Here is a 24,385-nt window from a genome sequence, read left to right as displayed (position 1 = left end):
GATGAGCGCTGTTGCGGTCTCGCCGGTGAGATCGGCGAGGGGCTGGCACGATCCGAGCTTCCGCGCCCTGGCGACGCAGGTGATCGTACTGGCGGTGCTCGTCGGCACGGTCGCCTTCCTCACCACGAACCTCGTCGGCAATCTCGAGGCGCGCTCGATCCGTACGGGCTTCGGCTTTCTGTGGCAGGCTGCCGGCTTCGAGATCGGCCAGAGCTTCATCGCCTGGAGCCCGAGCGCGAGCTTCGGCCGGGCGCTGCTGGTCGGTCTGCTCAACACGCTCGTGGTCGCCTCGCTCGGCATCGTGCTGTCGACGCTCGCCGGCTTCGTCGTCGGCATCGCCAGCCTGTCGCGCAACCCGCTGGTCAGCCCGCTGGCCCGGCTCTATGTCGAGCTTGTCCGCAATACGCCGCTGCTGCTGCAGCTCTATCTCTGGTACGCGGTCCTGACCCAGATGCTGCCGGCGGCCTCGGCCGCGCCGCAGCTTCTCCCCGGCGTCTATCTCGCCAAGAGCGGCTTGCATTTCCCGGTGCTGCAGCACGGGGGAGGGCCGCTGCTGGCGGCGGTGCTCGTCGGCGTCCTCGCCTTCGCCGGCCACGGCTTCTGGGCTCGCCGCAAGGCCGAGCAGACCGGTATGCCGGCGACGCTCTGGCCCGGACTGCTGCTGCTCCTGCTGCCGATCGTCGCCGTGGCGCTGGAGCGCACCGTGACGGCCTCCTTCGACGTGCCGCGGCCGACCCGCTTCGGCTTCTCCGGCGGCGGGATGATCACGCCGGAGCTGACGGCGCTGCTGATCGGGCTGTCGCTCTACAATGCCGCCTTCATCGGCGAGATCCTGCGCGCCGGCATCCTCTCGGTCGGCCGCGGTCAGCTCGAGGCCGCCGCCGCGCTCGGCTTGAGCCGTGGGCAGAGCTTGCGCCTCGTGGTGATCCCGCAGGCGATGAAGGTCGCGGTGCCGCCGCTCGCCAGCCAATATCTCAACCTGGCCAAGAACACCTCGCTCGCCATTGCGATCGGCTATCCCGACCTGATGTCGATCGGGAACACGATCATCAACCAGACCGGCCAGGCGGTCGAGGTGATCGCCATCCTGATGTGCGTGTACCTGGCGCTGAGCCTTGCGATCTCGGCTTTCATGAACTGGTACAATGCCCGCGTCGCGCTGAAGGGTGCGTCATGAACGCCTCGGCACTCTCCCTGCGGGCGCGCCTGTTCGGCAGCGTCGGCAACACGCTCCTGACCGTCGTGATGCTCGCCCTGTTCGCCGCCTGGCTGCCCGGGCTGCTGCGCTGGGCCGTGATCGATGCGACCTGGTCGGCGGCCTCTCCCGCCACCTGCCGCGCGGCGGGCGGCGCCTGCTGGGCCTTCATCCACGAGAAGCTCCGGCTTGTCCTGTTCGGCCGCTATCCGTTCGAGGAGCAATGGCGGCCTCTCATGGCCTTGCTGCTGACCATCGCCTTGGTGCTGGCGGGCTGCTCGCTGCGCTTCGGCTGGCGCAGCGTCGTCGCCGGTGCGCTGGCGGGAATCCTCGCCGTGATCGTGCTGATGCGCGGCGGGGTGCTCGGCCTCAGCCATGTGCCGACCGACCTTTGGGGCGGGCTGCCGCTGACGGTCTTCCTCGCCGTCGGCGGCATCATCGGCGCCTTCCCGATCGCGATCGGGCTGGCGCTCGGCCGGCGCTCGGAGCTTGGCGTCATCAGGGGCATCTGCGTCGTCTTCATCGAGATGGTGCGCGGCGTGCCGCTGGTCAGCGTGCTGTTCATGGCGTCGTTCATGATCCCGCTCTTCCTGCCCGGGAAGCTGCAGGTCGACGCGCTGCTGCGCGCGCTCATCGCAATCACGCTGTTCAGCGCGGCCTATCTCGCCGAGGCCATTCGCGGCGGCCTGCAGGCCGTCCCGGCCGGGCAGGAGCAGGCGGCCAAGGCGCTGGGGCTCGGCTACTGGCAGACATCGCTGCTGATCGTCGTGCCGCAGGCGCTGCGCCTTGCCATTCCCGCGATCGCCAATCTGTGCATCGGACTGTTCAAGGACACGTCGCTGGTCGGCATCGTCGGCCTGACCGATCTCCTGCTGGCGACGAAGCAAGCGCTCGGCGATCCGCAATGGCGCAGTTTTTCGCTCGAAGGCTATCTCTTCGTCGCGCTGCTCTATGTCGCGTTCTGTTCCTTCATCTCGCATTACAGCCGGGCGCTGGAGAAGCGTTCGCAACCCGGCGCCTGATCAACGCTCCGATCGCGGTTGCTGAGCCTTCCATGCCAGGTTTTCGGCTTCGGCATCCTGAGCGAGCGGATAGTAGCGCCGGAGATCGCCGCCCTTCGACAGCATGAGGCGCGAGAAGTCCTCCCATTCGGCATGATGGCTGCCGGCCTCGAGCAGCCTCTCGGCATAGACGATGGGGACGCAGATCGCCCCGTCATCGTCGGCAATGATGATGTCGCCCGGCCTGACATAGGGCTGCTGAAATTCGACGTGCAGGTCTTCGGCCCGTTCTTCGGGCGCGCAGCGGCGCGGAACTGGTCCGGGATCAAGGACGAGGAGGTCTTCCGCCTGGTCGACCAGGGCCGCGAGGAGACCGAGTAGGCCAAGCGCAAGGCCATCGACAAGGAGCTCCAGACCGCGCTCAACAAGAACGACTACTATTCCTGGCTGTTCTTCCGCGAGGCCCGCCATGTGGCGCGCAAGGAGCTGCAGAACATCGTGCTCGATTCCGGCGGCGCCTGGCAGCTCGCGGAAGCTTGGATCGCCAAGGCCTGATGCAGCCGTCACCATCCTCGTTCTTTCGGCCGTGGTACCCGCGGCGACCATCGCGGCGCTGGCGGAGCGCTTCCACGTGCTTGGACCAGGGAGCCCCGACGAGATCGAGGCGCTTGTCTCCGCGCATGGCGCCCGCATCCGCGGCATCGCCACGACGGGCAAGGCGCGGCTGGATCGCGCCTTGCTCGCCAGGCTGCCGGCGCTCGAGATCGTCGCCTGCCCGGGCGGGCCGGCCAATCGTGGACTGGTCGATCGCAGCGTCATCGCGGCCCTTGGGCCCGACGCGACGCTGGTCAACATCGCGCGCGGCGAGATTGTCGACGAGCTGGCCCTCGTCGAAGCGCTGGCGTCGGGGCGGCTTGGCAGCGCCGGTCTCGACGTCTTCGCCGACGAGCCGAACGTCCCGCCGGCCTTGCGGGAGCTGGACAACGTCGTGCTGGCCCCGCATCTCGGCGGCGCGACCATCGAGACCCGGCACGCCATGGGCGAGAGCGTCGTCCGATCGCTGGAGCGGCTGTTGAACCCGGCGTGAAACGGGGCGTCTTGGCCGGCTGTTGCCGGTACGCCGACGGGGCGGCTCAGGCGTATTCGGGCCGGCGCGGGGTGAAGACGTCGAGATTGATCACCGGCTCGTCGCCGACGACCTCGCCCCAATGCTCGACATTCGACGGGATCACCACGAGGCCGCCGGGCCCGATCAGGTGCTCCTGCCCGCCGATGAAGAAGCGGATCGTGCCGCTGACGATATAGGCGATCTGCTCATGGGGATGGCTGTGCGGCTTGGGCTCGTGGCCCGGCATCAGCCGGTGCAGCGCCAGCGTCGCCGCCGAGCCTGAGAACGCCTTGCGGTCGACGCCGGGACGAACCGGCGTCCACGGAATCTGGCTCCAGTCGATCTTGTGAATGTCCATGGCAGCGGCTCCGATCGTCACTTGGTTCGTCATTTGGCGGCGCCGAGGATCCCCGACGGGCGGATGAACAGGAACAGCAGCAGCACCGACAGCGCCGCGACGTTCTTCAGCCCGGCGCCGAAACCGACGATGGCGAGGGCCTGCAGCAGGCCGAGCAGCAGGCCGCCGAGAAAGGCGCCAAAGGGCCGCCCGAAGCCGCCGACGATCGCGGCGATGAAGCCGCTGATCGCGAAGGGGACGCCGACATTGAAGGCAGTGTACTGCGTCGGTGTGATCAGGATGCCGGCGATCGCACCCAGCGCCGCGCTCAGTGCGAAGGCCAGCGCCAGCATGCGTGAAACCGGGATGCCCTGCAGTGCCGCCGCCTCGCGGTTGATCGAGCAGGCGCGCATTGCCTTGCCGATCCGGGTCAGCCCGAAGAAGGCGGCGAGCGCGGCGACAATCGCGAGCGATCCGCCGACGATCCAGATCAACTGATAGCCGATCGCGACCGGGCCGATCATCAGCGGCGGCCGGTCAGTGAAGACAGGCAGCGTCTTGGGCTGGTCGCCAACCGCGATCAGGGTCAGACGCTCGACCACGATCTGGGCGGCGAGCGTCGCCAGGATCATGACGAACATCTTCGCCTTGCGGTTCCACAGCGGCCTGACGACGACACGCTCGATCGCGACGCCGAGCGCCGCCACCGCCGCGATCGCGACCAGCGCCGCCAAAGGCAGGGGCACGCCGTGCCGCGCGAACAGCACATGGGTGATCATGCCGCCCAGCATCACGAACGCCCCCTGGGCGAAGTTCACGATGCCGCTGGCGTTGTAGATCACGCAGAAGCCGATGCCGATCAGCCCGTAGACGCAGCCGATGCCGAGCCCGCTGACCAGGACCTGGGGAATGTAGGACCAGTCAGCCATGCGGCGCCTCCTGCGTGGCCGGCTTGCCAGTGCCGAGATAGGCCGCGATCACGGCGGGGTCGGCGCGGACCTCGGCCGGAGTGCCCTGCGCGATCTTGCGGCCGAAATCGACGACGACGACGCGGTCGGCGGTGTTCATCACCAGCGTCATGTCGTGCTCGATCAGCAACACGCTGGTGCCGTCCTCGGCGATGCGGCGGATGATCCGCGACAACGCCGCCGATTCCTCGGTGTTGAGGCCGGCGGCCGGTTCGTCGAGCAGGATGAGCCGCGGGCCTGCGGCCATGGCGCGCGCCAGCTCCAGCATGCGCTGGCGGCCATAGGGCAGGGCCGAGGCGGGTTCGTCCGCCAGCGCCGCCAGCCCGGCGAAGGCGAGGAGCTCGCGCGAGCGCGCCTCGACCGCCTGCTCCTCGCGGCGCGCGGATGCCGGCCGCAGCAGCGCCGAGAACAGCCCGGCCTTGCCCTGCAGGTGGCAGCCGACCTTGACGTTGTCGAGCACGCTCAAATCCTCGAACAGCTTGACGAGCTGGAAGGTCCTGACGAGCCCGCCGGCGGCGATCTCGGCCGGCGGGCGGCCGGTGATGTCCTTGCCCTCGAACAGGATGCGGCCGGCGCTCGGCGCCAGGAAACCGGAGATCAGGTTGAACAGCGTAGTCTTGCCGGCGCCGTTGGGGCCGATCACGGCGGTGACGCCCTCGGCCGGCACCTCGAAGGAGACGTCGTCGACCGCCACGAGCCCGCCGAAGCGGCGCGTCACGCCTTCCAGTTTGAGCCGGGTCATGAGCGGCCTCGCGGGGAAAACAGGCTGGCGAGGCCGCGCGGGGCATAGATCAGCAGCACGATCAGCACCGCGCCATAAGCCAGGTCCTGATAGTCCTTGAAGGCGCGGAAGGTCTCGGGCAGCAGGCTGACGATCAGCGCACCGACCAGCGGGCCGGCCACCGTCCCGATCCCGCCGACATAGAGCATGGTGAAGGTGACGATGACCATGTGCAGTCCGAAGACCTCGGGGCTGACGAAGCCTACGACGTGGACGAAGAGCGAGCCGGCGAGCGCCGCAAATCCCGCCGACAGCAGAAAGGCAAGGAGCTTGTAGCGGGCGACCTCGATGCCGAGCGCGGTCGCCGCTTCCTCGCTGCCCGCGACCGCCGAGAGCGCCCGTCCGAAACGCGAGCGCCGGATTCGCGCGGCGGCGAAGGCGCAGGCCGCGACGACCAGCGACAGCAGGATGAGCTGGCCGCGGTCGGAGGTGACCTCATAGGGGCCGATGCCGAAGGGCGGGATGCCGGAGATGCCCATATAGCCCTGCGTCACCGACTGCCATTCGACCGTGATCTCATAGGTGATCAGGCCAATGGCAAGCGTGCCCATGGCGAGGTAGTGGCCCTTCAGCCTGAGCGTGGGAAAGCCGACGATCGCGGCGACCAGCACGGCGGCCACGATGCCCAGCAGCATGGCGGGCACCGGCGGCCAGCCATGGCTGGCGGTCAGCACCGCCGACAGGTAACCGCCGATCGCGGCAAAGGCGTTCTGGCCGAAGGAGACCTGGGCGGCAAAGCCCATAAACAGGTTCAGGCCGGTGACGAAGACCGCGTAGATCAGGGCGAAGGAGACGACGGTCGCCGCGTAGCCGCCGACGACCATGGCATAGCCGACCACGACCGCGGCGAAGAGCCAGGGCAGCAGGCCGACCAGCCCGAACCGGCGCCGGTCAGGCGAAGTAATGCTGGGCGAGGTCGTCATGGGAGGTGATGTCATCAGGATCGAGTTCAGCGACGATGCGCCCGAGCGAAAGCAGGTAGACGCGGTTGGCGAGTTCCAGCGCCAGCGGCGCCTTCTGCTCGACCAGCACGATCGACAGGCCTTCGCGGTTGAGGAGGCCGAGCGTCTCCAGGATCTCCCCGGTGACGCGTGGCGCAAGGCCGAGCGAGGGCTCGTCCAGCAGCAGGAGCTTCGGTCCGGCCATCAGCGCGCGGCCCAGCGCCAGCATCTGCTGCTCGCCGCCCGACATCGAGCCGGCGGCCTGGCCAAGCCGTTCCTTCAGGCGCGGAAACAGCGTCAGGACGCGCTCGCGCCGGCGGGCGAACTCGGCCTTGTCGCGCAGGCGATAGGCGCCGAGTTCGAGATTGTCGGCGACGCTCATCGGGGCGAACAGGCCGCGCCCCTCCGGCACCAGCACGATGCCGCGCGCCGCGACCGCGACCGCGTCGTTCCGCGGCAGCGCTTCGCCGCGGAAGCGGACCTCGCCGCCATTGGCCGAGAGCCCCATGATCGCGCGCAGCAGCGTCGACTTGCCGGCCCCGTTGGGGCCGAGCACGGCGACGAGCTCGCCTTCGCCGATGCGCAGATCGACCCCATGCAACGCTTGGATATGGCCGTAGCGCGCCGAGAGGGCGGTCGCGGTCAGAATGGGCGGGGCAGTGCCCGCCCGGGGCGCGGCCGCGGCGGCGAGGCTCATTGCACCACCTTGACCTTGCCGCCTTCGATCGTGGCGAGCACGAACGGGTTCTCGGTGATGCCCTGATGCAGCTCGGGCTTGAAGTGGTAGATGCCGGTCGTGCCCTGGAAGCCGCTCAGCTCCTCATAGGCGGCGCGGACCTTCTCGCCCTCGAAGGACTTCGCCTTCTCGATCGCGGCGGCCGTCAGCATGACGCCGTCCCAGCCGCGCGAGGCCCAGTTGGGGTCACGGTCCTTGAATTTCTCGCGCCAGGGATCGAGGAAGCTCTTGATGCTGGCCTTGAGCGGCCCCTCGGGCAGCGCCTCGTAGACCTGCGAGGGCGAGGCGACGAAGAAGAACTTGTCGCCCAGCACCTCGGCGACCGGGCCGAACACGGCGAGGTCCTCCAGGCTGGTCAGCAGCAGCATATCGGCGCCGAGCTGCTTGATGTTCTTGGCGGCGGTCAAGGTGGTGCCGCCGAGCCCGATCTTCAGGATCGCCCCGGCGCCGGCCGAGCGCGCCTTGCTGATCTGGACGCTGAGATCGGCGTCGTCCTGCTTGTACTGGTCGACCGAGACGACCTCGAGGCCGAATTTGGCGGCGTTGCGCTCGGCCACGCTCTTTTGGAGGTTGGCGTAGGGCGTCGGGTCGTGCAGCACCGCGATCTTGCGGATCTGGGTCTTCTCCTTGAGGTATTCCAGCCGCTTGTCGACCTCGAAGCCGGCCGGCGGCAGCGTGCTGAAGGCCCAGACCAGATGCTCGGCCTGCGTCGGCAGGATCGAGCACAGCATCATCGGCACCTTGGCGCGCACCAGCAGGCCCGCTGCCGCGAAATTGCCGGCCGAGACGCAGCCGCTGACGAAGACGTCGACCTTGTCCGAGCTCAGCATCTTCCGGTAGACGGTCACCGCCTCCTGCGGCTCCGAGCGGTTGTCCTCGACGACGACCTGGATCTTGCGGCCCATCACGCCGCCCTTGGCGTTGAGCGCGGCGGCGGCGAGCTCGACGCCGTCGCGCCAGGCGCGGTCGACGGTCGCGGCGTAGCCGGTCAGGCCGGCGGAGACGCCGATCTTGTAGGGTTCCTGGGCGCTGGCCGGCAGCGCGCCGGCCAGTGCGAGGCTCGCGGCAAGGCCTGCCGCCAATAGGCTCTGCTTCATCATCTATCCTCCCTGTTTCGCTCGTTCCCGGCTGGTAGCCTCGCTCCGAGGTCCCGCCTTATTCTTGGCTTTCAGTCTGGTGGTGGTTTCGGTCAGGTCGGCTTGCCGTAGCCTCCGCCACCCGGCGTCTCCAGCAGCACGACGTCGCCGGCCTGCATGGTCAGCTTCCTGGCCTCGCTGACGGACTTGCCGTTGACGAGGAAGCGGCCGGGCGCGCCGGCGAGGCCGCCATCGATGCCGTCGGGACCGCGATCGAGCCGGCTCGGCACGGCATTCAGCAGCCAGGGATGCTCGGTCAGCATATGGAACTGGATGATCTGGCCGTCGCCGCCCTGCATCCGGCCCTTGCCGCCCGAGCCCGGCCGCAATTCCTTGCGGTCGAACACGATCGGCATCGCCGCTTCGAGGATCTCGATCGGCACGGCCGCGACGCCGGTCGGATAGCAGGTGGCGCTGGGACCGGGCTTGCCGGCGCGGGCGCCCATCCCGCCGGAATAGTTGAACATCGACGAGGTGAAGGCCTCGCCATTGGCGCGCCGGCCCTGGATCTGGATGGTCCAGACCGCGCCGGATCCTTCCGCCAGCACGCGCTCAGGCATCACCTGGTGCAATGCCTTGAGGATCGGCATCGGCACATACATGCCGACGACATGGCGCGCATTGACAGGGGCAGGGTAGGCGCAGTTGACGATCGAGCCGACCGGCGCCCGGACCTCGATCGGCGCCAGCGAGCCGGTGTTGTTCGGCAGCTCCGGATTGAGGCAGGAGCGGATCGCGAAGGTCGAATAGGCGTGGGTATAGTTCAGGACGACGTTGATGCCGGTCGTCGTCTGCGGCGATGAGCCATCGAAGTCGACGATGATCGAGCCGGTCTCGGTGTCGACCGTGACGGCCGTCTTAAGCGTGATGACCTCGCCGCCCGGCACGTCGAAGACGGCCTCGCCGTGATAGGTGCCCGGCTTCAGCTTGCGGATGGCGTTACGCGTCGCCTCCTCGGAGCGGCTGATGATCTCGTCCGACAGGGTCTCGATGTCGGCGATGCCGTAGCGCTCGCACAGGGTAACGAGATGCTCGGCCGCGGCCTCGCCGGAAGAGACCTGCGCCGAGAGATCGCCGAAGACGGCATCCGGGGTCCGGACATTGTGGCGGATGATGTCGTGCAGCATCTGGCTCGGCTTGCCGCGCTCATAGAGCTTGAGCGGCGGGATCCAGAGGCCTTCCTCATGCACGTCGCGGGCGCCGGCGCCGATGCCGTAGCCGCCGATATCGGTGTGGTGGATGGTCGAGCCGATATAGGCGAGCAGCTTTTCTCCATCGAAGATCGGCGTCAGGATGGTGATGTCGAAGAAGTGCCCGGCCGAGAGCCAGGGATCGTTGGTGATCAGCACGTCGCCGGGCTCGCAGCGATCCTTGAACAGGCGAACCAGATGGGCGCCGGCGAAGGCGAGCGAGTTGATGTGGCCGGGCGTGCCGGTATTGGCCTGCACCACCATGCGCCCGCGCTGGTCGAACAGGGCGCAGGCGAGGTCGCCGGCCTCGCGCACGATCGGGCTGAAGGCGATGCGCTGCAGCGCCTTGGCCCGCTCGGTGACGATGCCGATCAGGTTCGACCAGAGGATTTCGAGCTCGACGCCATCCATCGGATGTGACCTTGCCATCGGGTTCAACCTTTCGTGGCGACGATGCAGCCGAGCGCGTCGATCGTCGCGCTCCAGCCGGGCGGCAGCGCGGTCGTGGTCTCGCGCTCCTCGATGATGGCGGGGCCGGCGATGGTCTGGCCGGCGGCGAGCGCCGAGCGCTCGTAGACCGGCACCGACTGGCCGTCCTCCCAGGCATGGACCGGCCGGTGACGCTTGGGCGCGCCGGCGGCGATCGCCGGCACGGTCCGGCCGGCGGACTGGGGCAGGGGGCCGCGCGCGACCACACGCCAGGTCACCAGCTCGATCGGGACATGCGAGGGGTTGACGCCGTAGAGCGTGCGATAGGCCTCCTCGAACTGCGCGGTCAGCGCGCCCGTATCGCGGCCGAGCCGCGGATCGGCTTCGAAGATGATCGTGACCTCGTGCTGCTGGCCGACATAGCGCATGTCGGCGCCGACCAGGATCGTGACGTCGGCGGGCGCGCAGCCGGATTCGCCCAGCGCCGTCAGCCCTTCCTTCTCGAGATCGCCGAGGACGCGATCGACGCGGGTCCAGTCGAGCTGGTCGATCCGCGTCAGGTCGCTGCGCACGAGATCGAGCCGCACGGGTGTGACGAGCGTGCCGAAGGCCGAGAGCACGCTCGATTGCGGCGGCACGATCACGCTGGTGCTCTGCAGCAGTTCGGCGACGCCGCAGGCATGCAGCGGCCCGGCTCCGCCGAAGGCGAAGAGCGGCAGGCCGCGATAATCGACGCCGCGATCGGTGGCATGGGTTCGCGCTGCCGAGGCCATGGCCTCGGTGACGACGCGGTAGATGCCGCGCGCCGCCTGCACCGGGCTGAGGCCGAGCGCCTGCCCGAGCCTGGTCATGGCGCCGTCGCAGGCCGCCTTGTCGAGCGACATGTCGCCGCCGAGGAAGTTCTCGGCATCGATCAGGCCGAGCACGAGGTCGGCGTCGGTGACGGTGGCGCTCTGGCCGCCGCGGCCATAGCAGGCCGGGCCGGGATCGGAGCCGGCGCTCTCAGGACCGACCTTGAGCAGGCCGAGATCGTCGACATGGGCGATGCTGCCGCCGCCGGCGCCGATCTCGATCAGGTCGATCGACGGCACGGTGACGGGCAGGCCGCTGCCCTCGCGGAAGCGATAGCGGCGGTCGACCTCGAACAGCCCGGTGATCAATGGCGTGCGGTTCTCGATCAGGCAGGCCTTGGCGGTGGTGCCGCCCATGTCGAAGGACATCAGCCGGTCGATGCCGAGCAATTCGGCATAATGGCAGGCTGCGAGCGCGCCCGCGGCCGGGCCGCTCTCGATCATCCGCACCGGGTTGCGGCCCGCCGTCTCGGCCCCGACGACGCCGCCGGAGGACAGCATGATCAGCGGGGTATTGGCGAAGCCCTCGCCGCGCAGCCGGTCGCTGAGCCGCTTCAGATAAGGCTGCGAGATCGGCATCGCATAGGCGTTCACCGTCGCCGTCGAAGCGCGCTGGTATTCGCGAATCTGCGGCGCGACCTCCGAGGAGGTGCAGATGAAGACGTCGTTGAGTTCGCGCGCCAGGGCAGCCGCGACCTGCGTCTCGTTGTCAGGATTGGCGAAGCTGTTGAGAAAGCAGATCGCGACGGCGCGCGCGCCGCTGGCCCGGATCTCGTCTGCGAGCCTGGCGATGTCCTGCGGGCTCGGCGCCAGCGCCAGCGTGCCGTCGGCCAGGACGCGCTCCTTCAGGCCGAAGGTCAGCTCGCGCGTGACCAGCGGCTCGGGGAATTCGATCTGCGGATCGTACATGTCATAGCGGTGCTCGTTGCGGATCGCGAGCACGTCGCTGAAGCCCTCGGTAACGACGAGCGCCGTCGGCAGGCCCTTGCGCTCGATCAGCGCGTTGGTCACGACCGTCGTGGCATGGACCACGACGCCGTCGACTGCGTCCGCGCCGATACCGGCTTTGCCGAGCACGGAGTCGACGCCCCGGAAGAAACCCTCCAGCAGGTCGTGATGCGTGGTCAGGGTCTTGTCGACGCTGAGGCCGCCGCGGGAATCGCGCAGGACGATGTCGGTGAAGGTGCCGCCGATGTCGACGGCCAGCGAATAGGTCATGCTCTCAGTCTTTCCAGGTCAAGCCGCGCGAGATGCGCGCGGCGCTGCTGACGACTTCACGGATCTGTTCGGGATCGGGAACGGGCGGGATGAACTGCGTCGCGCCGACGATGGCGATCGAGCCGACCAGTGCCTTGCGGTGGTCGAAGACCGGGGCCGCCAGCGTGTTGACGCCGGTGATCACCTGGTCGGGCGCAGTCGCCCAGCCGCGCTCGCGGACGAGCGCGATGTCCGCCAGCAGCGCCTCGCCGGAGACGATCGTCTGCGGCGTCCATGCCTCCAGCTTGCTGCCGGCAACGGCCTGGCGACGCTCCGGCGAGCCGAAGGCGAGCCAGATCTTGCCATGCGCGCTGGCGTGAAAGGCGAGGCGGGTGCCCGGCCGCATGGCGAATTCGATCATCGTGCGGCCCTGGATCAGCTCCAGGACGATCAACTCCTCGTCGATCACGTCGCAGAGCGTGACAGCCTGGCCACTGCGGTCGCGAAGGGTCATCAGCTCCTCGCGCGCCGCCGAGACGATGTCGAAGCGCTGCCGCAGGGCTTCGCCCAGCACCATCAGCTTGATCCCGGCCTCATAGCGCCCGGTTTCGGTCTCCTGCCGGACGAAGCCGTGGCGCTGCAGCGTCACCAGGTGGCGATAGATCGTCGCCTTCGAGGCAGAGAGCGCATCGGCGATCTGGGCGAGCGAAGCCGGGCGGCTCTGCTGCACCAGATACTCGACCGCGTGGAGCGCGAGATCGAGCGTGCTGGTGCCGGCAGGCGCGGGCTTTCCCGACTCTCTTGGCCGATCCGTGGGCAAAGGACGTTTCCTGCGTGTCATTTCAAATAATGAAATGCTATTTTATTATTTGATACGCTACGGGTTCATCAGCCTTGCTGTCAAGCGGTTGGCAGGGTTGCGATGCCGGAGTGGCCGAGCGTCAGGATTGGTGCAGGGACCGTTGGCGATGCCGATGGCGGAGAATGGCGAGGCGCGGCTTCCCATCGCCCGCCGGCATGCTCTAACTGTGACATGCCGCAAGAGCCCGCCACGCAGACTACAGCCGAGACCGCCGAAGCCGACCTCGCCGCCGAGGGCCTGACGCCTCACACAGGCCGCTATTCGGTTTTCGCGCCGTTGCGCCAGCCGATCTTCCGCGCGGTCTGGATCGCAAGCCTCGTCTCGAACTTCGGCGGCCTCGTCCAGATGGTCGGTGCCGCCTGGCTGATGACCTCGCTCTCCGATTCGCCGGACATGGTCGCGCTCGTCCAGGCCTCGACCACGTTGCCGGTGATGATGTTCTCGCTCGCTGCCGGCGCGATCGCGGACAATTACGACCGCCGCCGCATCCTGCTGACGGCGCAGAGCTTCATGCTCACCGTTTCGATCATGCTGGCGGTCTTCGCCTGGTATGGGCTGCTCTCGCCCTGGCTCCTGCTCGGCCTCACCTTCCTGCTCGGTTGTGGCAACGCGCTCAACAACCCGGCCTGGCAGTCCTCGGTCGGCGACATGGTGCCGCGACCCGAGGTGCCCGCGGCGGTGACCTTGAACAGCGTCGCCTTCAACATCGCTCGGAGCGTCGGCCCGGCGATCGGCGGCGCCATCGTCGCCGCCTTCGGCGCGGTCGCGGCCTTCATCGTCAACGCCTTCAGCTATATCGGCCTGCTCGTCGTGCTGGCCCGCTGGCAGCCGCCGCGCGTCGAGCGCGTGCTGCCGCGCGAGACGTTCCTGCTCGCGATGGGGGCCGGTCTCCGCTATGTCGCGATGTCGCCCAATATTCGCGCCGTCATCCTGCGCGCCTCCCTCTTCGGCTTCGGCGGCATCGTCGGTCTCGCTTTGATGCCGCTGGTCGCACGCGATCTGGTGCGCGGCGGCCCGCTGACATACGGCATCCTGCTGGGAGCCTTCGGCGTCGGCGCGGTCGCCGGAGCCTTCGTCAGCGGCCGGCTGCGCGGTCGATTCAGCACCGAGACACTCGTGCGCCTGACCTTCCTGGCCTATGCGGCTGCGGCCCTGGTGGTGGGGCTGAGCCGAACCCTGTGGCTCACCATGCCGGCGCTCGCTGTCGGCGGTGCCTGCTGGGTGCTGGCGCTCTCGACCTTCAATTCGACGGTGCAGTTGTCGGCGCCGCGCTGGGTGGTGGGCCGCGCGCTTGCGCTCTACCAGATGGCGGCCTTCGGCGGCATGGCCGCGGGTAGCTGGGCCTGGGGCTGGGTCACCCTCCATTCCGGCCCGGCCGGTGCTCTGTACGCGGCGGCGGTCGCGCTCGTCTGCGGCGCGGCCGCCGGGTTGCGCTATCGGCTGCCTCCGCTCGAGGCGCTCAATCTCGATCCGCTCAGCCGCTGGCGCGAGCCCACGGTCGCGGTCGATATCGAGCCGCGCAGCGGCCCGGTCTTCGTCACCATCGAATGGCGGATCCGGCAGGAGGACGTGGTCGAGTTCCTGAAGGCGATGGAGGAGCGCCGGCGCATTCGCCGCCGCGACGGCGCCCGCCACTGGTCGCTGCTGCGCGACCTGACCGATGCCGAGCTCTGGATCGAGCGCTACGACAGCCCGACCTGGGTCGAATATGTCCGCCAGGCCCAGCGCGCCACCCAGGCCGACGCCGACATCGGCGACCGGGTCAGGGGGCTGCATATCGGGCCCGAGCCGCCGGTCGTGCATCGCATGGTCGAGCGTCAGACCGGCGCGCTGCCGCGCGAGGTGCTGCGCGCGAACCGGCAGGCGCAGGCATCACCCTGAGCGGCGGTGCCGAAGCTGCTCGACGTAGCATCGCGTCTGACTTCGGGCCGCCCATTTCCCTGCATAGGGCCTGATGCGATGCGCGGCACGGCGAGCCCGGGCGCATTGCCGCTGGCCGCGGGATCGGGTGTCGTTGTCCTCCTTTTCGACTACTCTTCTCCCCTGCGACGAGAGTAGCCGATCAGCACCGGATTCGGCCTGGCGAGGAAGTCACTTTGGAGCGCGTGCTCGCATCTCAGGCCACCCTGCACAAACTCGAGGTCTTCTGCCTGGTCTGCGAGCTGCAGAGCGTGACCCGGGTCGCCGAGCGGATGCGGGTGGCACAGCCGGTCGTGACCGCGCATCTGCGCTTTCTGGAGGAGAAGCTCGGGGTCAAGCTGTTCGAACGCAGCGGGCGCCGGCTGGTTCTGACGCTCGCCGGCGAGCGCGTCCACAAATGGGCGAGCGACATCATCACGCGAACCCACGAACTGGAGCGCGAGCTCGATCTGGCCATCGACGGCGAGCTGGGCAGCGCCGTGGTCGCAGCCTCGATGACGGTCGCGTCCTATGTCCTGCCGCCGCTGTTCACCGCGTTCCGACGCCTCAATCCGAATGGCGGCATCACCGTGCAGGTGTCGAATCCGCAGCTCGTCACCGCCGCCGTGCGCGACGGCACCTGCGATTTCGGGGTCTGCATCCTCGATCCGCGGCATGACGTCGACGGCCTGAACGTCGAGCGCCTGTGGACAGAGCGGCTGGTGCTCGTGGCGGCCCGCGACGATAGTTCTATCGGCGATACGGCCACGCCGCCGGAGATCGAAGCGTTGCCTTTCGTCTCGTCCCCACGCAACCAGGCGCGCCGCGAGGCCGAGGAAGACGGCCTTCGCGCGCATGGCATCGTCAACCGGCGCGTGCTGCTGGAGTTCGGTCATCCGGAGGCGATCAAGCAGGCGGTGCGCAGCGGCGCCGGAGTCGCCTTCGTCATGGAGACATCGGTCCGCGACGAGCTCGCCCGCGGCCTGCTGCGCCGGGTCGCGACCCCGGAGATCGACCTGCCGGTCCCGGTCTTCCTCGTCCACAGGCGCGGCAAGAGCTTCTCCGGTTTCCAGACGCGGCTCATCGACTTCGTGCGCGCGGCTGCCATCGACGATCATCCGCCGAGCATTTTGACGCCGACCTGATCGGAACCGTCGCCGGACCGGCTCCCGGGGCCGCTCGGCCCCGCATTTAGTCCATAGTCAAATCCTTATATATTTCTTCGAATTATATATTGGATCGCAGCTCCTGCGAGACCTAGGCTCCCGACATTCGCAATCCGCCATGCCTGCGGAGGCGAAAGGGATTTCCCGACGAAGCGACGGTTCCGGCGCGGCCATGGCCTGCGTTTGCCCGATAACGCGTTCGCGAGACCTCAAGGGAGGAAGCCATGTTTCTGGGCGTGGATATCGGCGGCACCTTCACCGATCTCGTCATGCTGGACGAGAACGGGGGCTTGGTGACGACCAAGGCGCTGTCGACGCCGGGCGAGCTCGAGGTCGGCGTCTTCAACGCCGTCGAGGATGCCGCCCGCCAACGCGGCATGACCGGCGAGGAACTGCTCGCCAAGGTGATCGCCTTCGGCCATGGCACGACGCAGGCGACGAACGCCGTCATCGAGCGCGACGGCGCCCGGACCGGGCTCATCGCCACGCGCGGCTTCGGCGACACGCTGGCGATCCAGCGACTCATGGGCTTCACCGCCGGCGTCCCGGTCGACCGGCTCGGCTGGTATTCCCGCCGCCGCTATCCGGAGCCGATCGTCCCGCGCCACCTCGTGCGCGAGGTCCGCGAGCGCCTCGACCATGCCGGCGCGGTGTTGGTCGCGCTCGACGAGGCCGAATTGCGTGAAGCTGCCCGGTCCCTCATCGCCGAGGGTGTGCAGACATTCGCCGTGGCCTTTCTCTGGTCCTTCAGAAATCCCGAGCACGAACGGATCGCGGCGCGGATCATTCGCGAGGAAGCGCCGGGCGCCTATGTCAGCCTGTCGAGCGAGATCGCCCCGGTTCTCGGCGAATACGAACGAACCGCGACTGCGGCGCTCAATTCGTACCTCGCTCCGAAAGTCGTCTCCTATCTCGACGGCATCGAGCAGATGCTGCGCCGCAAGGGCTTCAAGGGTGCCTTCTCGATCCTGAACTCGGCCGGCGGCGTCATGCCCGTCGCCGAAGCGGCGCGCCGGCCGGTCACGCTCGTCACCTCCGGCCCGACCGGCGGCGTCATGGGCTCGATCCATCTCGCCAAGACGCTCGGCTACCGTAACATCATCACCACCGACATGGGTGGCACCTCATTCGACGTCGCCATCGTCGTCGACGACAAGCCGCTGATGTCGACCAAGCACGAAGCGGGCGGCTTTCACATCGCGACGCCGATGATCGAAGTCAGGGCGATCGGCGCGGGCGGCGGCTCCATAGCGCGCGTGGTCGACGGCCAGCTTCGCGTCGGCCCGGACAGTGCGAGCGCCTGGCCCGGCCCCGCCTGCTACGGGCGTGGCGGGACGCTGCCGACCGTCACCGACGCCGACGTGGCGCTCGGGATCATCGACCCCGACAGCTTCCTCGGCGGCAAGATGAAGCTGGACCGGGCCGCTGCGCTCGCCGCGCTCGACCAGCACATCGCCAGGCCGCTCGGTCTTTCCGTCGAGCAGGCTGCGGCCGGCATCCGCCGTATCGTCGATGCGCAGATGGCGGACACGCTGCGCGAGGTGACGATCGGGCGCGGCTTCGACCCGCGCGATTTCGTCATCTTCGCCTATGGCGGCGCCGGCCCGGTCCATTGCGCCGGCTATGGCGCGGAACTCGGCGTGCCGAAGATGGTGGTGCCGGTCACGTCGATGGCGCATTCGGCCTATGGCGCGCTGGCCGCCGATCTGCAGTTCGCCACCGAGCGGGCGCTGCTGATGCGTGGCGGCGGCGGAGCCCGGCCGCTGAACGAGGGGCTCGACGCAGCTCGCATCGCGCAAGCCTTCGCCGAGCTGGAAGCCGAGTGCCTGGACGCGATGGCGCGCGCAGGCGTCGCCGCCGGCGATGTCGGCCTGATCCGCAGCGCCGACCTGCGCTACCGTCGCCAGACCAACGATCTGATCATTCCGCTCGGCAGCGGTGACGCGAGCGAAGCGGCGATCGCCGATCTCGTCCGGCGCTTCGAAGAGACCTACGAGCAGACCTACGGCAAGGGCTCGGCCTTCCGCGAGGCCGGCATCGAGCTGACCAATGTCCGGGTCGAGGCCTTCGGCAAGGCCTGCCGGCCCGAGCTCGCGCCGCGTGCGCCGAGCGGAACCCCGCAGGTCGGCCGGCGCTCGATCTTCGAGCCGGTCGTCGGGCGCCGCATGGATTGCGCCGTCTACAACTGGCGCGAGCTGCCGGTGGATTTCACGGTCGAAGGACCGGCCGTGATCGAGCATCCCGAGACATCCGTCTTCGTCGCGGCGGCGCAGGTCGCCCGGCTCGACGGCAATTCCAACATCACCATCGAAGCGCGGGAGGAAGATCGACATGGCCGCGACTGAACAGGGCATCGACCCGATCACCTTCGAGGTGGTGCGCAACAAGCTGCAGGCGATCACCGAGGAACAGGCGATCACGCTGAAGTCGGTCTCCGGCTCGCCGGTGGTCACCGAGGCCACGGACTTCAACAACGGCCTCTATCTCGCCGACGGCTCGATCGTCACCATGGGGCCGCAGGTGCTGTTCCACACCGGCACGATGTCGTCGGTCATCCGCTCGATTAACGAAAACTTCGCGGACAATCCCGGCATCCGCGAGGGGGACATGTTTATCCTCAACGACCCCTATCGCGGCGCGATCCATCAGCCGGACGTGTCGATCGTCGCCCCCGTCTTCCACCACGGGCGCCATGTCGCCTGGGCGGGCTCCTGCGCGCACCAGCTCGACGTCGGCGGCATGAGCTTCGGCTCCTGGGCGATCGGCGCCACCGAGATCCAGCAGGAGGCGATGCTGCTGCCGGGCATCAGGCTCGTCGAAGGCGGCGTCCTGCGCCAGGACCTCTGGCAGATGATCATGGGCATGACGCGCCTGCCGCACGTGCTCGGCCTCGATCTCAAGGCGATGATCGCGGCGAACAATGTCGCCGTCCGCCGCCTGGTCGAGCTGATGGACCGCTATGGCAGGGCGACCGTCGAGACGATCATGCACGAGGAGATCGCAAGCTCCGAGCGGCAGTTGCGCCAGGTCCTGTCCGCCCTGCCGGACGGCGTAGTGCGGGCGCGCGACTACATCGAGCACGATGGCCACGAGAACGTGCTCTACCAGGTCTGCGTGACGGCCACCAAGACCGGGGACCGGCTGACGCTCGACATGACCGGCACCTCGCCGCAGGCACCGGGCTTCATCAACTGCACGGCCTCGGGCATGCGCGGTGCCGCGCTGACCGGCCTGCTGCCGATCCTCGCGCCGCGCATCCGCTGGAACGAGGGGATCATGCGGGCGGTCGAGTTCGTCGCCCCGGAGGGCATCCTCTGCAACGCCTCCTGGCCGGCGCCGATCTCCTCGGGCACGATCTCCACCGCCTGGATCGTCCAGAACGTCGTCGTCGCCGCCCTGTCGCGGCTGGTCGCCCTGAGCTCTGAGCTCCGCAACGAGGGCCAGGCCGTCACCAAGGGCCATATGATGGTGATGACGCTCGCCGGCCGCGACCGCGACGACGCGCCGTTCGGCACCTTCCTGCTCGATTCGACCGCCGGCGGCGGCGGTGCCTTCCCCGACCATGATGGGCTGGACGGCTCGGGCGACTATTGCGTGCCGCGGCCGGCCATCGCCAATGTCGAGGCCAACGAGGCGAATGGGCCGTTCCTCTACCTCTTCCGCTCCTTCGTGCGCGACACCGGCGGGCCCGGCCGCCAGCGCGGCGGCGCCGGCACCGCCCTCGCCATCGTGCCCTACGGCACGGAAGGCCTGCAGGCGATGATGCTCGGTCACGGCGTCGAGGTGCCCAATGCGGTCGGGCAGTTCGGCGGCCTGCCCGGAGCATGCGGCCGCAACTTCATCCTGCGCGATGCCGGGGATCCGGCCGTGATCGCGGGCCTCGCCGGGGACCTCGACGACATGCTCGCCATCGAAGCGGTCGAGCAGCTCGGACCGAAGCCCGGCCGTATCGGCCTCACCGCCCGCGACGCGCTCGGCTATGCCTTCCAGGGCGGCGGCGGCTACGGCGACCCGCTGAAGCGCGATCCCGACGCGGTCCGGGCCGACGTTGTGAATGGCCATGTCAGCCCGGACGCGGCCCGCAGCCAATACGGCGTCGTGATCGCGGCCGATGGCGTCGACATCGTCTCGACGGAGGCCGCTCGGCTGGCGATCCGCCAGCGCCGGCTCGGCGGCAGGGCACCGGCGAGAACCGCCGGCTCCGGCGAGATGCGCATCGCAGCCGGCCGCTTCGCCTGCGGCTGCGGCTGCGATCTGGGCGCCGCGACGAGCGACTGGAAGCGGCATGCGATCACCCGCTGCGTCGATCCGGCGAGCTACGGCCCGCATGTGCGGACCCATGCCGATCTCGAGCTGCGCGAGCATGCCTGCCCGGACTGCGGCTCCCTGCTCGAGGCAGAGGTGGTCCGCAAGGGCGAGGCATCGCTGAACACCCTCGTACTGGCCGGCGAAAGCGCCGCCTGAGCAAAGGACCCGTCATGCAACGCTATCCCGACAAGCGCGCGGTCATCGTCACCGGCGCCGCGCAGGGGATCGGGCGCCGCCTGGCGCTCGGCCTCGTGGCCGAAGGCATCGACGTGCTGATCGCCGACTGGAACACCGAGAAGGGCGAGGCCGTCGCCCGCGAAGAGGCACCGGGCACGGGGCGCCGCCTGTTCGCACAGACCGATGTCGCCGACGAGGAGAGCTGCCGCCGGGCGGTCGCCGCCGCGGCCGACGTCTTTGGCGGCGTCTTCGGGCTCGTCAATAACGCCTCGATCTTCTCGACCCTGCAGATGCGCCCTTTCTGGGACATCCCCGGCGACGAATGGGACCGGGTGCAGGCGGTCAATCTCAAGGGCGTCTTCAACATGACGCGCGCGGCGCGCGAGCCGCTCGTCGCCTCCGGCGAGGGCGCGGTCGTCAACATCGCCTCGTCGACGATCCTGTTCGGCCGGCCGAACTATGCCCACTACGTCTCGTCCAAGGCGGGTGTCCTCGGCCTCTCCCGGGCCATGGCCCGCGAGCTCGGCCCGCATGGCGTCCGCGTCAACACCCTGACACCGGGGCCCACCTTCACCGAAATCGAGCGCGCCACCGTCACGCCCGAGCAGAAGGCGGCGATGATCGAGCAGCAATGCCTGAAACGGGCCGGCGGACCGGACGACATCGCCGACGCGATCATCTTCCTGCTGTCGCGGCAGGCACGCTGGGTGACGGGCCAACTGCTCAATGTCGACGGCGGCATGGTCGCCCATTGAAGCGCGGCGGCCGTTCGGGCCGGACAACACGGGAACTATCCTCATGGCCTATGTGACCGCATTCGACCGCATGCTGATCGGTGGCGAGCTGGTGCACAGCTCCAGCGGCGCTTTCGACGACTCGATCAATCCGGCGACCGAAGAGGTCATCGGCCGCTCGCCGCGCGGCACGAGGCAGGATGTGGACCGAGCCGTTGCGGCCGCCGAGGCCGCCTGGCCGGCCTGGGCGGCGCTGACGCCGTCGCAGCGCGGCGCCCGCCTGCGGGCCTTCGGGGCGGCCCTCCAGGCCCGCGCCGACGAGATCCTGCATGTCGAGGTCGCCGACACCGGCAACACCATCACGCCGATGCGCGGCGATGTCGGCATGGCCGTCGAGAGCCTCGACTACTATGCCGGCCTCATCCATGAGCTGAAGGGTGAGACCATCCCGGCGACGGCCGAGAACCTGCACATCACCTTGCGCGAGCCATACGGCGTCGTCGCGCGCATCGCGCCCTTCAACCATCCCTTGATGTTCGCGGTGGCGCGAACCGCGGCGGCGCTCGCTGCCGGCAATGCGGTGATCGTCAAGCCGCCTGAGACCAGCCCGCTCTCGGCCCTGGTCCTGGCCGAGATCGCGCGGGAGATGCTGCCGCCCGGCGTCTTCAACATCCTGACCGGAACCGGTGCCACGGTCGGCGATGCGATCGTGCGCCATCCCGACGTCAAGCGCATCGCCTTCATCGGCTCGCCCGATACCGGCCGCGCCATCCAGCGGGCCGCGGCCGAGACCGCCGTCAAGCATGTGACGCTCGAGCTCGGCGGCAAGAACCCGCTGATCGCCTTCCCCGACATGGACCCCGACGTGATCGCCGCCGCGGCGGTGCGCGGCATGAACTTCAGCTGGCAGGGCCAGTCCTGCGGCTCGACCAGCCGCCTGCTCCTGCACGAGGACATCCATGACGCGGTGCTGGCGCGTGTGGTCGAGCGTGTCGCGGCGCTGGAGATCGGCGACCCTGCCGACCCGGCCACCGATATGGGCCCGGTCAATTCGCGCGTGCAGCACGAGAAGGTGCTGTCCTTCTTCGAGGCGGCGCGCAATGACGGCTCGCGCCTGATGACCGGCGGCGGACGCCCCTCCGGCAAGGGCTTCGAGAGGGGCTTCTGGGTCGAGCCGACCGTCTATGCCGAGATGAAGCCGGGCATGCGCCTCTGGCAGGAGGAGGTGTTCGGTCCGATCCTCTCGGTCGGCAAATGGAAGACCGTCGACGAGGCGGTCGCGCTCGCCAACAGCACCGAATACGGACTCACCGGCGCGGTCTGGACCAACGACATCCGCGATGCCCTGAACGTCGCCCGCCGCGTCCGCTCGGGGCATCTGTGGATCAATGGCTGCTCCAGCCACTTCCTCGGCGTCCCCTTCGGCGGGATGAAGAATTCCGGCGTCGGACGAGAGGAGGGGATCGAGGAGATGCTCTCATATACGGAGCTGAAGACCATAAACATCATGTTGTAGCGAATACGAACTTGAGATTCAGGCGCGCCCGATCCGGTCGGCGGCGACATCGGCGCCGCCGTTGTGATGATCGCCGGACGCGCAGCGCCCGCGACCCTGGCAACAGCTTCAATCGCCCAACCGATAGGGCACGGCTTCGCGAATATCCGCGTCGATCCGGATCGATGCGCCCGCCGGCGGGAAAGCCCGTTGCGAGCAATCATGCCGCTCGCAGAGACGGCAGCTCGTCCCGATGTGGACGATCGACTTGACGCTCTCGATATCCAGCTCGTCGGCATAGACGAGCTGTCCGGCATCGGTCAGCTCGCAGCCCAGGCCGATCGCGTATCGTCGGCGCGCCGCGCTATGGCCGATCCCTGCCTTGGTGATGGCTTGCGCCAGCGAGAGGTAGCGAGTCCGGTCGGGCATCTCGGCGATCTGCACGAGCATGCGGTCCGGCGTTTCGAAGGCCTGGTGCACGTTCCAGAGCGGGCAGGCTCCGCCATAGCGTGCAAAACGCAGGCGCGTCGCGCTGTGACGCTTGGTGATGTTTCCCGCTCGGTCGATCCGCAGGAAATAGAACGGTATCCCGCTCGCGCCCGGCCGCTGCAGCGTGGACAGGCGATGGGCGACCTGTTCGAGACTTGCCCCGAACAGGTGCATCAGGATGCCGAGATCGTGGCGGTGCAGCCGGGCGGAATCCAGAAATTTCCGATAGGGGAGCATCAGGGCTCCGGCAAAGTAATTGGCCAGAGCGACGGAGCAGACGGCGTTGGCGCTTTCGCCACGGAAGCTCGCTTGCGTCAGGACCTCGGCCGCCACGTCCTGCGCCTCGAACAGGGCGAGCTGGTGCGCGAGCGCAAAGGTCTGGCTGGACGCGTCGGCCCAACCGTCGATGCGGAGGATTCGGGAGGCCCTGTCGAACTGCCGGATCGGCCGGTCCACGCCGAAGGACCGCTCGATCTTGACAGAAAGCCGGTGACGCAGCTCGAGCCGGTCGATCAGGGCGTCGGGCAATTGGGAGGTGTCGGCGCCGAGTTCCGCATAGGTCGCCTCCGCCTGCCGGTCCAGATCGTCGACATAGTTGCCGATCCGGTGAAAGAAGTCGCGCACTTCGTCGTAGGGGAAGGCAACGGGGCCGGCCGGATGGCTTGCCTCCGAATGCGAGAGGGTTTGGTCCAGGGCCTGGTACTTGTCTTCGAGCGCCCGGTGGGCGGCCTGCAGTCGGATGACGGCCTTGGCGACGTTCGGCGCATGCTGGATCGCAGCTTGCAATTCGGTCGACGGCAGGACCGGGTAGGCGAGTGCGGGATCCGAGAGGGCATCCCGCAGATCGACGAGCAGCCGATCCTCGTCGCTGTTCGAGATCTGCGAGATGTCGACGCGAAAGACACGTGCCAGCTCGACGAGCACGGCGGCGCTGAGCGGCCGCTGTGATCGCTCGATCTGGTTCAGGTAGCTCGGCGAGATTCCGATCTTCCGGGCGAGGAGCTGCTGCGGCCAGCCGGCTTCCTCGCGCAGCCTGCGGACAGCCGGGCCGGCAAACACCTTGCGTTTCATTTAGCAAATTTGCCTTCTTCGCAACTTTGCAAAAATGCACGGTTTCCGAAGACTTGCAAAGCGGCCTGATCCTATGGGGATGGATCGGGGGGCTCGCTGGGTTCGGTTTCTGCCATGAAGGATATTCTTGAACAGCTTGAAGAGCGTCGCGCGGGGGCGCGTCTTGGCGGCGGCGAGAAGCGGATCGCGGCGCAGCACAAGCGCGGCAAGCTCACGGCCCGCGAGCGCATCGAGCTGCTGCTCGACAAGGATTCCTTCGAGGAGTTCGACATGTTCGTGCAGCACCGCGCCGTCGATTTCGGCATGGACAAGGC

21 protein-coding genes are annotated in these 24,385 nt (G+C 68.4%); 10 read left to right on the top strand and 11 right to left on the bottom strand.

Features of this window, described 5'->3' with window-relative positions:
- The first annotated feature begins 1 nt into the window (after window position 1).
- Both AC3WLC_RS30100 and AC3WLC_RS30095 read left to right on the top strand, forming a co-directional pair.
- Complete coding sequence (locus tag AC3WLC_RS30100; protein ID WP_493687581.1) at window positions 2–1,177, top strand: amino acid ABC transporter permease; 1,176 nt, start codon at window positions 2–4, stop codon at window positions 1,175–1,177.
- Window positions 1,174–2,217 (top strand): amino acid ABC transporter permease, encoded by a 1,044-nt coding sequence (locus AC3WLC_RS30095; RefSeq protein ID WP_493687580.1) that lies wholly within the window; start codon window positions 1,174–1,176, stop codon window positions 2,215–2,217. The genes AC3WLC_RS30100 and AC3WLC_RS30095 overlap by 4 nt, the downstream gene beginning before the upstream one ends.
- Here AC3WLC_RS30095 and AC3WLC_RS30090 read toward each other — a convergent pair whose 3' ends face one another.
- On the bottom strand, window positions 2,218–2,766 hold the full coding sequence (locus tag AC3WLC_RS30090; protein ID WP_493687579.1) for a hypothetical protein: 549 nt from the start codon (window positions 2,764–2,766) through the stop codon (window positions 2,218–2,220).
- A gap of 61 nt (window positions 2,767–2,827) precedes the next feature.
- Here AC3WLC_RS30090 and AC3WLC_RS30085 point away from each other — a divergent pair, with 61 nt between their 5' ends.
- Window positions 2,828–3,283, top strand: a complete 456-nt coding sequence (locus AC3WLC_RS30085; RefSeq protein ID WP_493687578.1) for an NAD(P)-dependent oxidoreductase — start codon at window positions 2,828–2,830, stop codon at window positions 3,281–3,283.
- 46 nt (window positions 3,284–3,329) lie between these two features.
- On the opposite strand, the gene AC3WLC_RS30080 is transcribed toward AC3WLC_RS30085, so the two are convergent.
- The 9 genes from AC3WLC_RS30080 to AC3WLC_RS30040 form a co-directional block, all read right to left on the bottom strand.
- Window positions 3,330–3,662: a cupin domain-containing protein gene (locus AC3WLC_RS30080; protein ID WP_493687577.1), complete on the bottom strand. Its 333-nt coding sequence runs from the start codon at window positions 3,660–3,662 to the stop codon at window positions 3,330–3,332.
- A gap of 29 nt (window positions 3,663–3,691) precedes the next feature.
- Entirely contained in the window at window positions 3,692–4,570 is an 879-nt protein-coding gene (locus tag AC3WLC_RS30075) for a branched-chain amino acid ABC transporter permease (protein ID WP_493687576.1), read from the bottom strand.
- The gene (locus tag AC3WLC_RS30070) at window positions 4,563–5,351 is read right to left on the bottom strand and encodes an ABC transporter ATP-binding protein (RefSeq protein WP_493687575.1); all 789 of its coding nucleotides are present in this window, start codon (window positions 5,349–5,351) and stop codon (window positions 4,563–4,565) included. Before AC3WLC_RS30070 ends, AC3WLC_RS30075 begins: the two co-directional genes overlap by 8 nt.
- Complete coding sequence (locus AC3WLC_RS30065) at window positions 5,348–6,313, bottom strand: branched-chain amino acid ABC transporter permease (protein WP_493687574.1); 966 nt, start codon at window positions 6,311–6,313, stop codon at window positions 5,348–5,350. The genes AC3WLC_RS30070 and AC3WLC_RS30065 overlap by 4 nt, the downstream gene beginning before the upstream one ends.
- Entirely contained in the window at window positions 6,282–7,028 is a 747-nt protein-coding gene (locus AC3WLC_RS30060) for an ABC transporter ATP-binding protein (protein WP_493687573.1), read from the bottom strand. The genes AC3WLC_RS30065 and AC3WLC_RS30060 overlap by 32 nt, the downstream gene beginning before the upstream one ends.
- Window positions 7,025–8,167 (bottom strand): ABC transporter substrate-binding protein, encoded by a 1,143-nt coding sequence (locus tag AC3WLC_RS30055; RefSeq protein WP_493687572.1) that lies wholly within the window; start codon window positions 8,165–8,167, stop codon window positions 7,025–7,027. Before AC3WLC_RS30055 ends, AC3WLC_RS30060 begins: the two co-directional genes overlap by 4 nt.
- Window positions 8,168–8,256: 89 nt before the next feature.
- Complete coding sequence (locus tag AC3WLC_RS30050; protein WP_493687571.1) at window positions 8,257–9,822, bottom strand: hydantoinase B/oxoprolinase family protein; 1,566 nt, start codon at window positions 9,820–9,822, stop codon at window positions 8,257–8,259.
- Between the two features lie 5 nt (window positions 9,823–9,827).
- Window positions 9,828–11,891 (bottom strand): hydantoinase/oxoprolinase family protein, encoded by a 2,064-nt coding sequence (locus tag AC3WLC_RS30045; protein ID WP_493687570.1) that lies wholly within the window; start codon window positions 11,889–11,891, stop codon window positions 9,828–9,830.
- Window positions 11,892–11,895: 4 nt separating this feature from the next.
- Entirely contained in the window at window positions 11,896–12,690 is a 795-nt protein-coding gene (locus AC3WLC_RS30040) for an IclR family transcriptional regulator (protein ID WP_493687569.1), read from the bottom strand.
- A gap of 213 nt (window positions 12,691–12,903) precedes the next feature.
- Between AC3WLC_RS30040 and AC3WLC_RS30035 the strand changes: the two genes are divergently transcribed.
- From AC3WLC_RS30035 to AC3WLC_RS30010, 6 genes are all read left to right on the top strand, one after another.
- Window positions 12,904–14,613, top strand: coding sequence for an MFS transporter (locus AC3WLC_RS30035; RefSeq protein WP_493687568.1), 1,710 nt, complete (start codon window positions 12,904–12,906; stop codon window positions 14,611–14,613).
- A gap of 224 nt (window positions 14,614–14,837) precedes the next feature.
- Window positions 14,838–15,776 carry a LysR family transcriptional regulator gene (locus tag AC3WLC_RS30030; protein WP_493687567.1) on the top strand — a complete coding sequence of 313 codons (939 nt, stop codon included), beginning with the start codon at window positions 14,838–14,840 and terminating at the stop codon, window positions 15,774–15,776.
- A 245-nt stretch (window positions 15,777–16,021) separates the two neighbouring features.
- Window positions 16,022–18,142, top strand: a complete 2,121-nt coding sequence (locus AC3WLC_RS30025; RefSeq protein WP_493687565.1) for a hydantoinase/oxoprolinase family protein — start codon at window positions 16,022–16,024, stop codon at window positions 18,140–18,142.
- Window positions 18,129–20,261: a hydantoinase B/oxoprolinase family protein gene (locus AC3WLC_RS30020; RefSeq protein ID WP_493687564.1), complete on the top strand. Its 2,133-nt coding sequence runs from the start codon at window positions 18,129–18,131 to the stop codon at window positions 20,259–20,261. The genes AC3WLC_RS30025 and AC3WLC_RS30020 overlap by 14 nt, the downstream gene beginning before the upstream one ends.
- A gap of 14 nt (window positions 20,262–20,275) precedes the next feature.
- Complete coding sequence (locus tag AC3WLC_RS30015; RefSeq protein ID WP_493687563.1) at window positions 20,276–21,037, top strand: SDR family NAD(P)-dependent oxidoreductase; 762 nt, start codon at window positions 20,276–20,278, stop codon at window positions 21,035–21,037.
- A 43-nt stretch (window positions 21,038–21,080) separates the two neighbouring features.
- Window positions 21,081–22,532, top strand: coding sequence for an aldehyde dehydrogenase family protein (locus AC3WLC_RS30010; protein WP_493687562.1), 1,452 nt, complete (start codon window positions 21,081–21,083; stop codon window positions 22,530–22,532).
- A 108-nt stretch (window positions 22,533–22,640) separates the two neighbouring features.
- Here the strand turns inward: AC3WLC_RS30010 and AC3WLC_RS30005 are convergent, their stop codons facing one another.
- A complete protein-coding gene (locus AC3WLC_RS30005; protein ID WP_493687561.1) occupies window positions 22,641–24,071 on the bottom strand; it encodes a helix-turn-helix domain-containing protein in 1,431 nt (476 codons plus the stop codon).
- 114 nt (window positions 24,072–24,185) lie between these two features.
- Here AC3WLC_RS30005 and AC3WLC_RS30000 point away from each other — a divergent pair.
- A partial coding sequence (locus AC3WLC_RS30000; protein WP_493687560.1) for a carboxyl transferase domain-containing protein occupies window positions 24,186–24,385 on the top strand: 200 nt, incomplete at its 3' end.

This window comes from Allobosea sp. GW821-FHT03A12 (assembly GCF_058986765.1).
The sequence above is the reverse complement of the archived record's forward strand: the minus strand, read 5'-3'. Positions and strand labels throughout refer to the sequence as shown.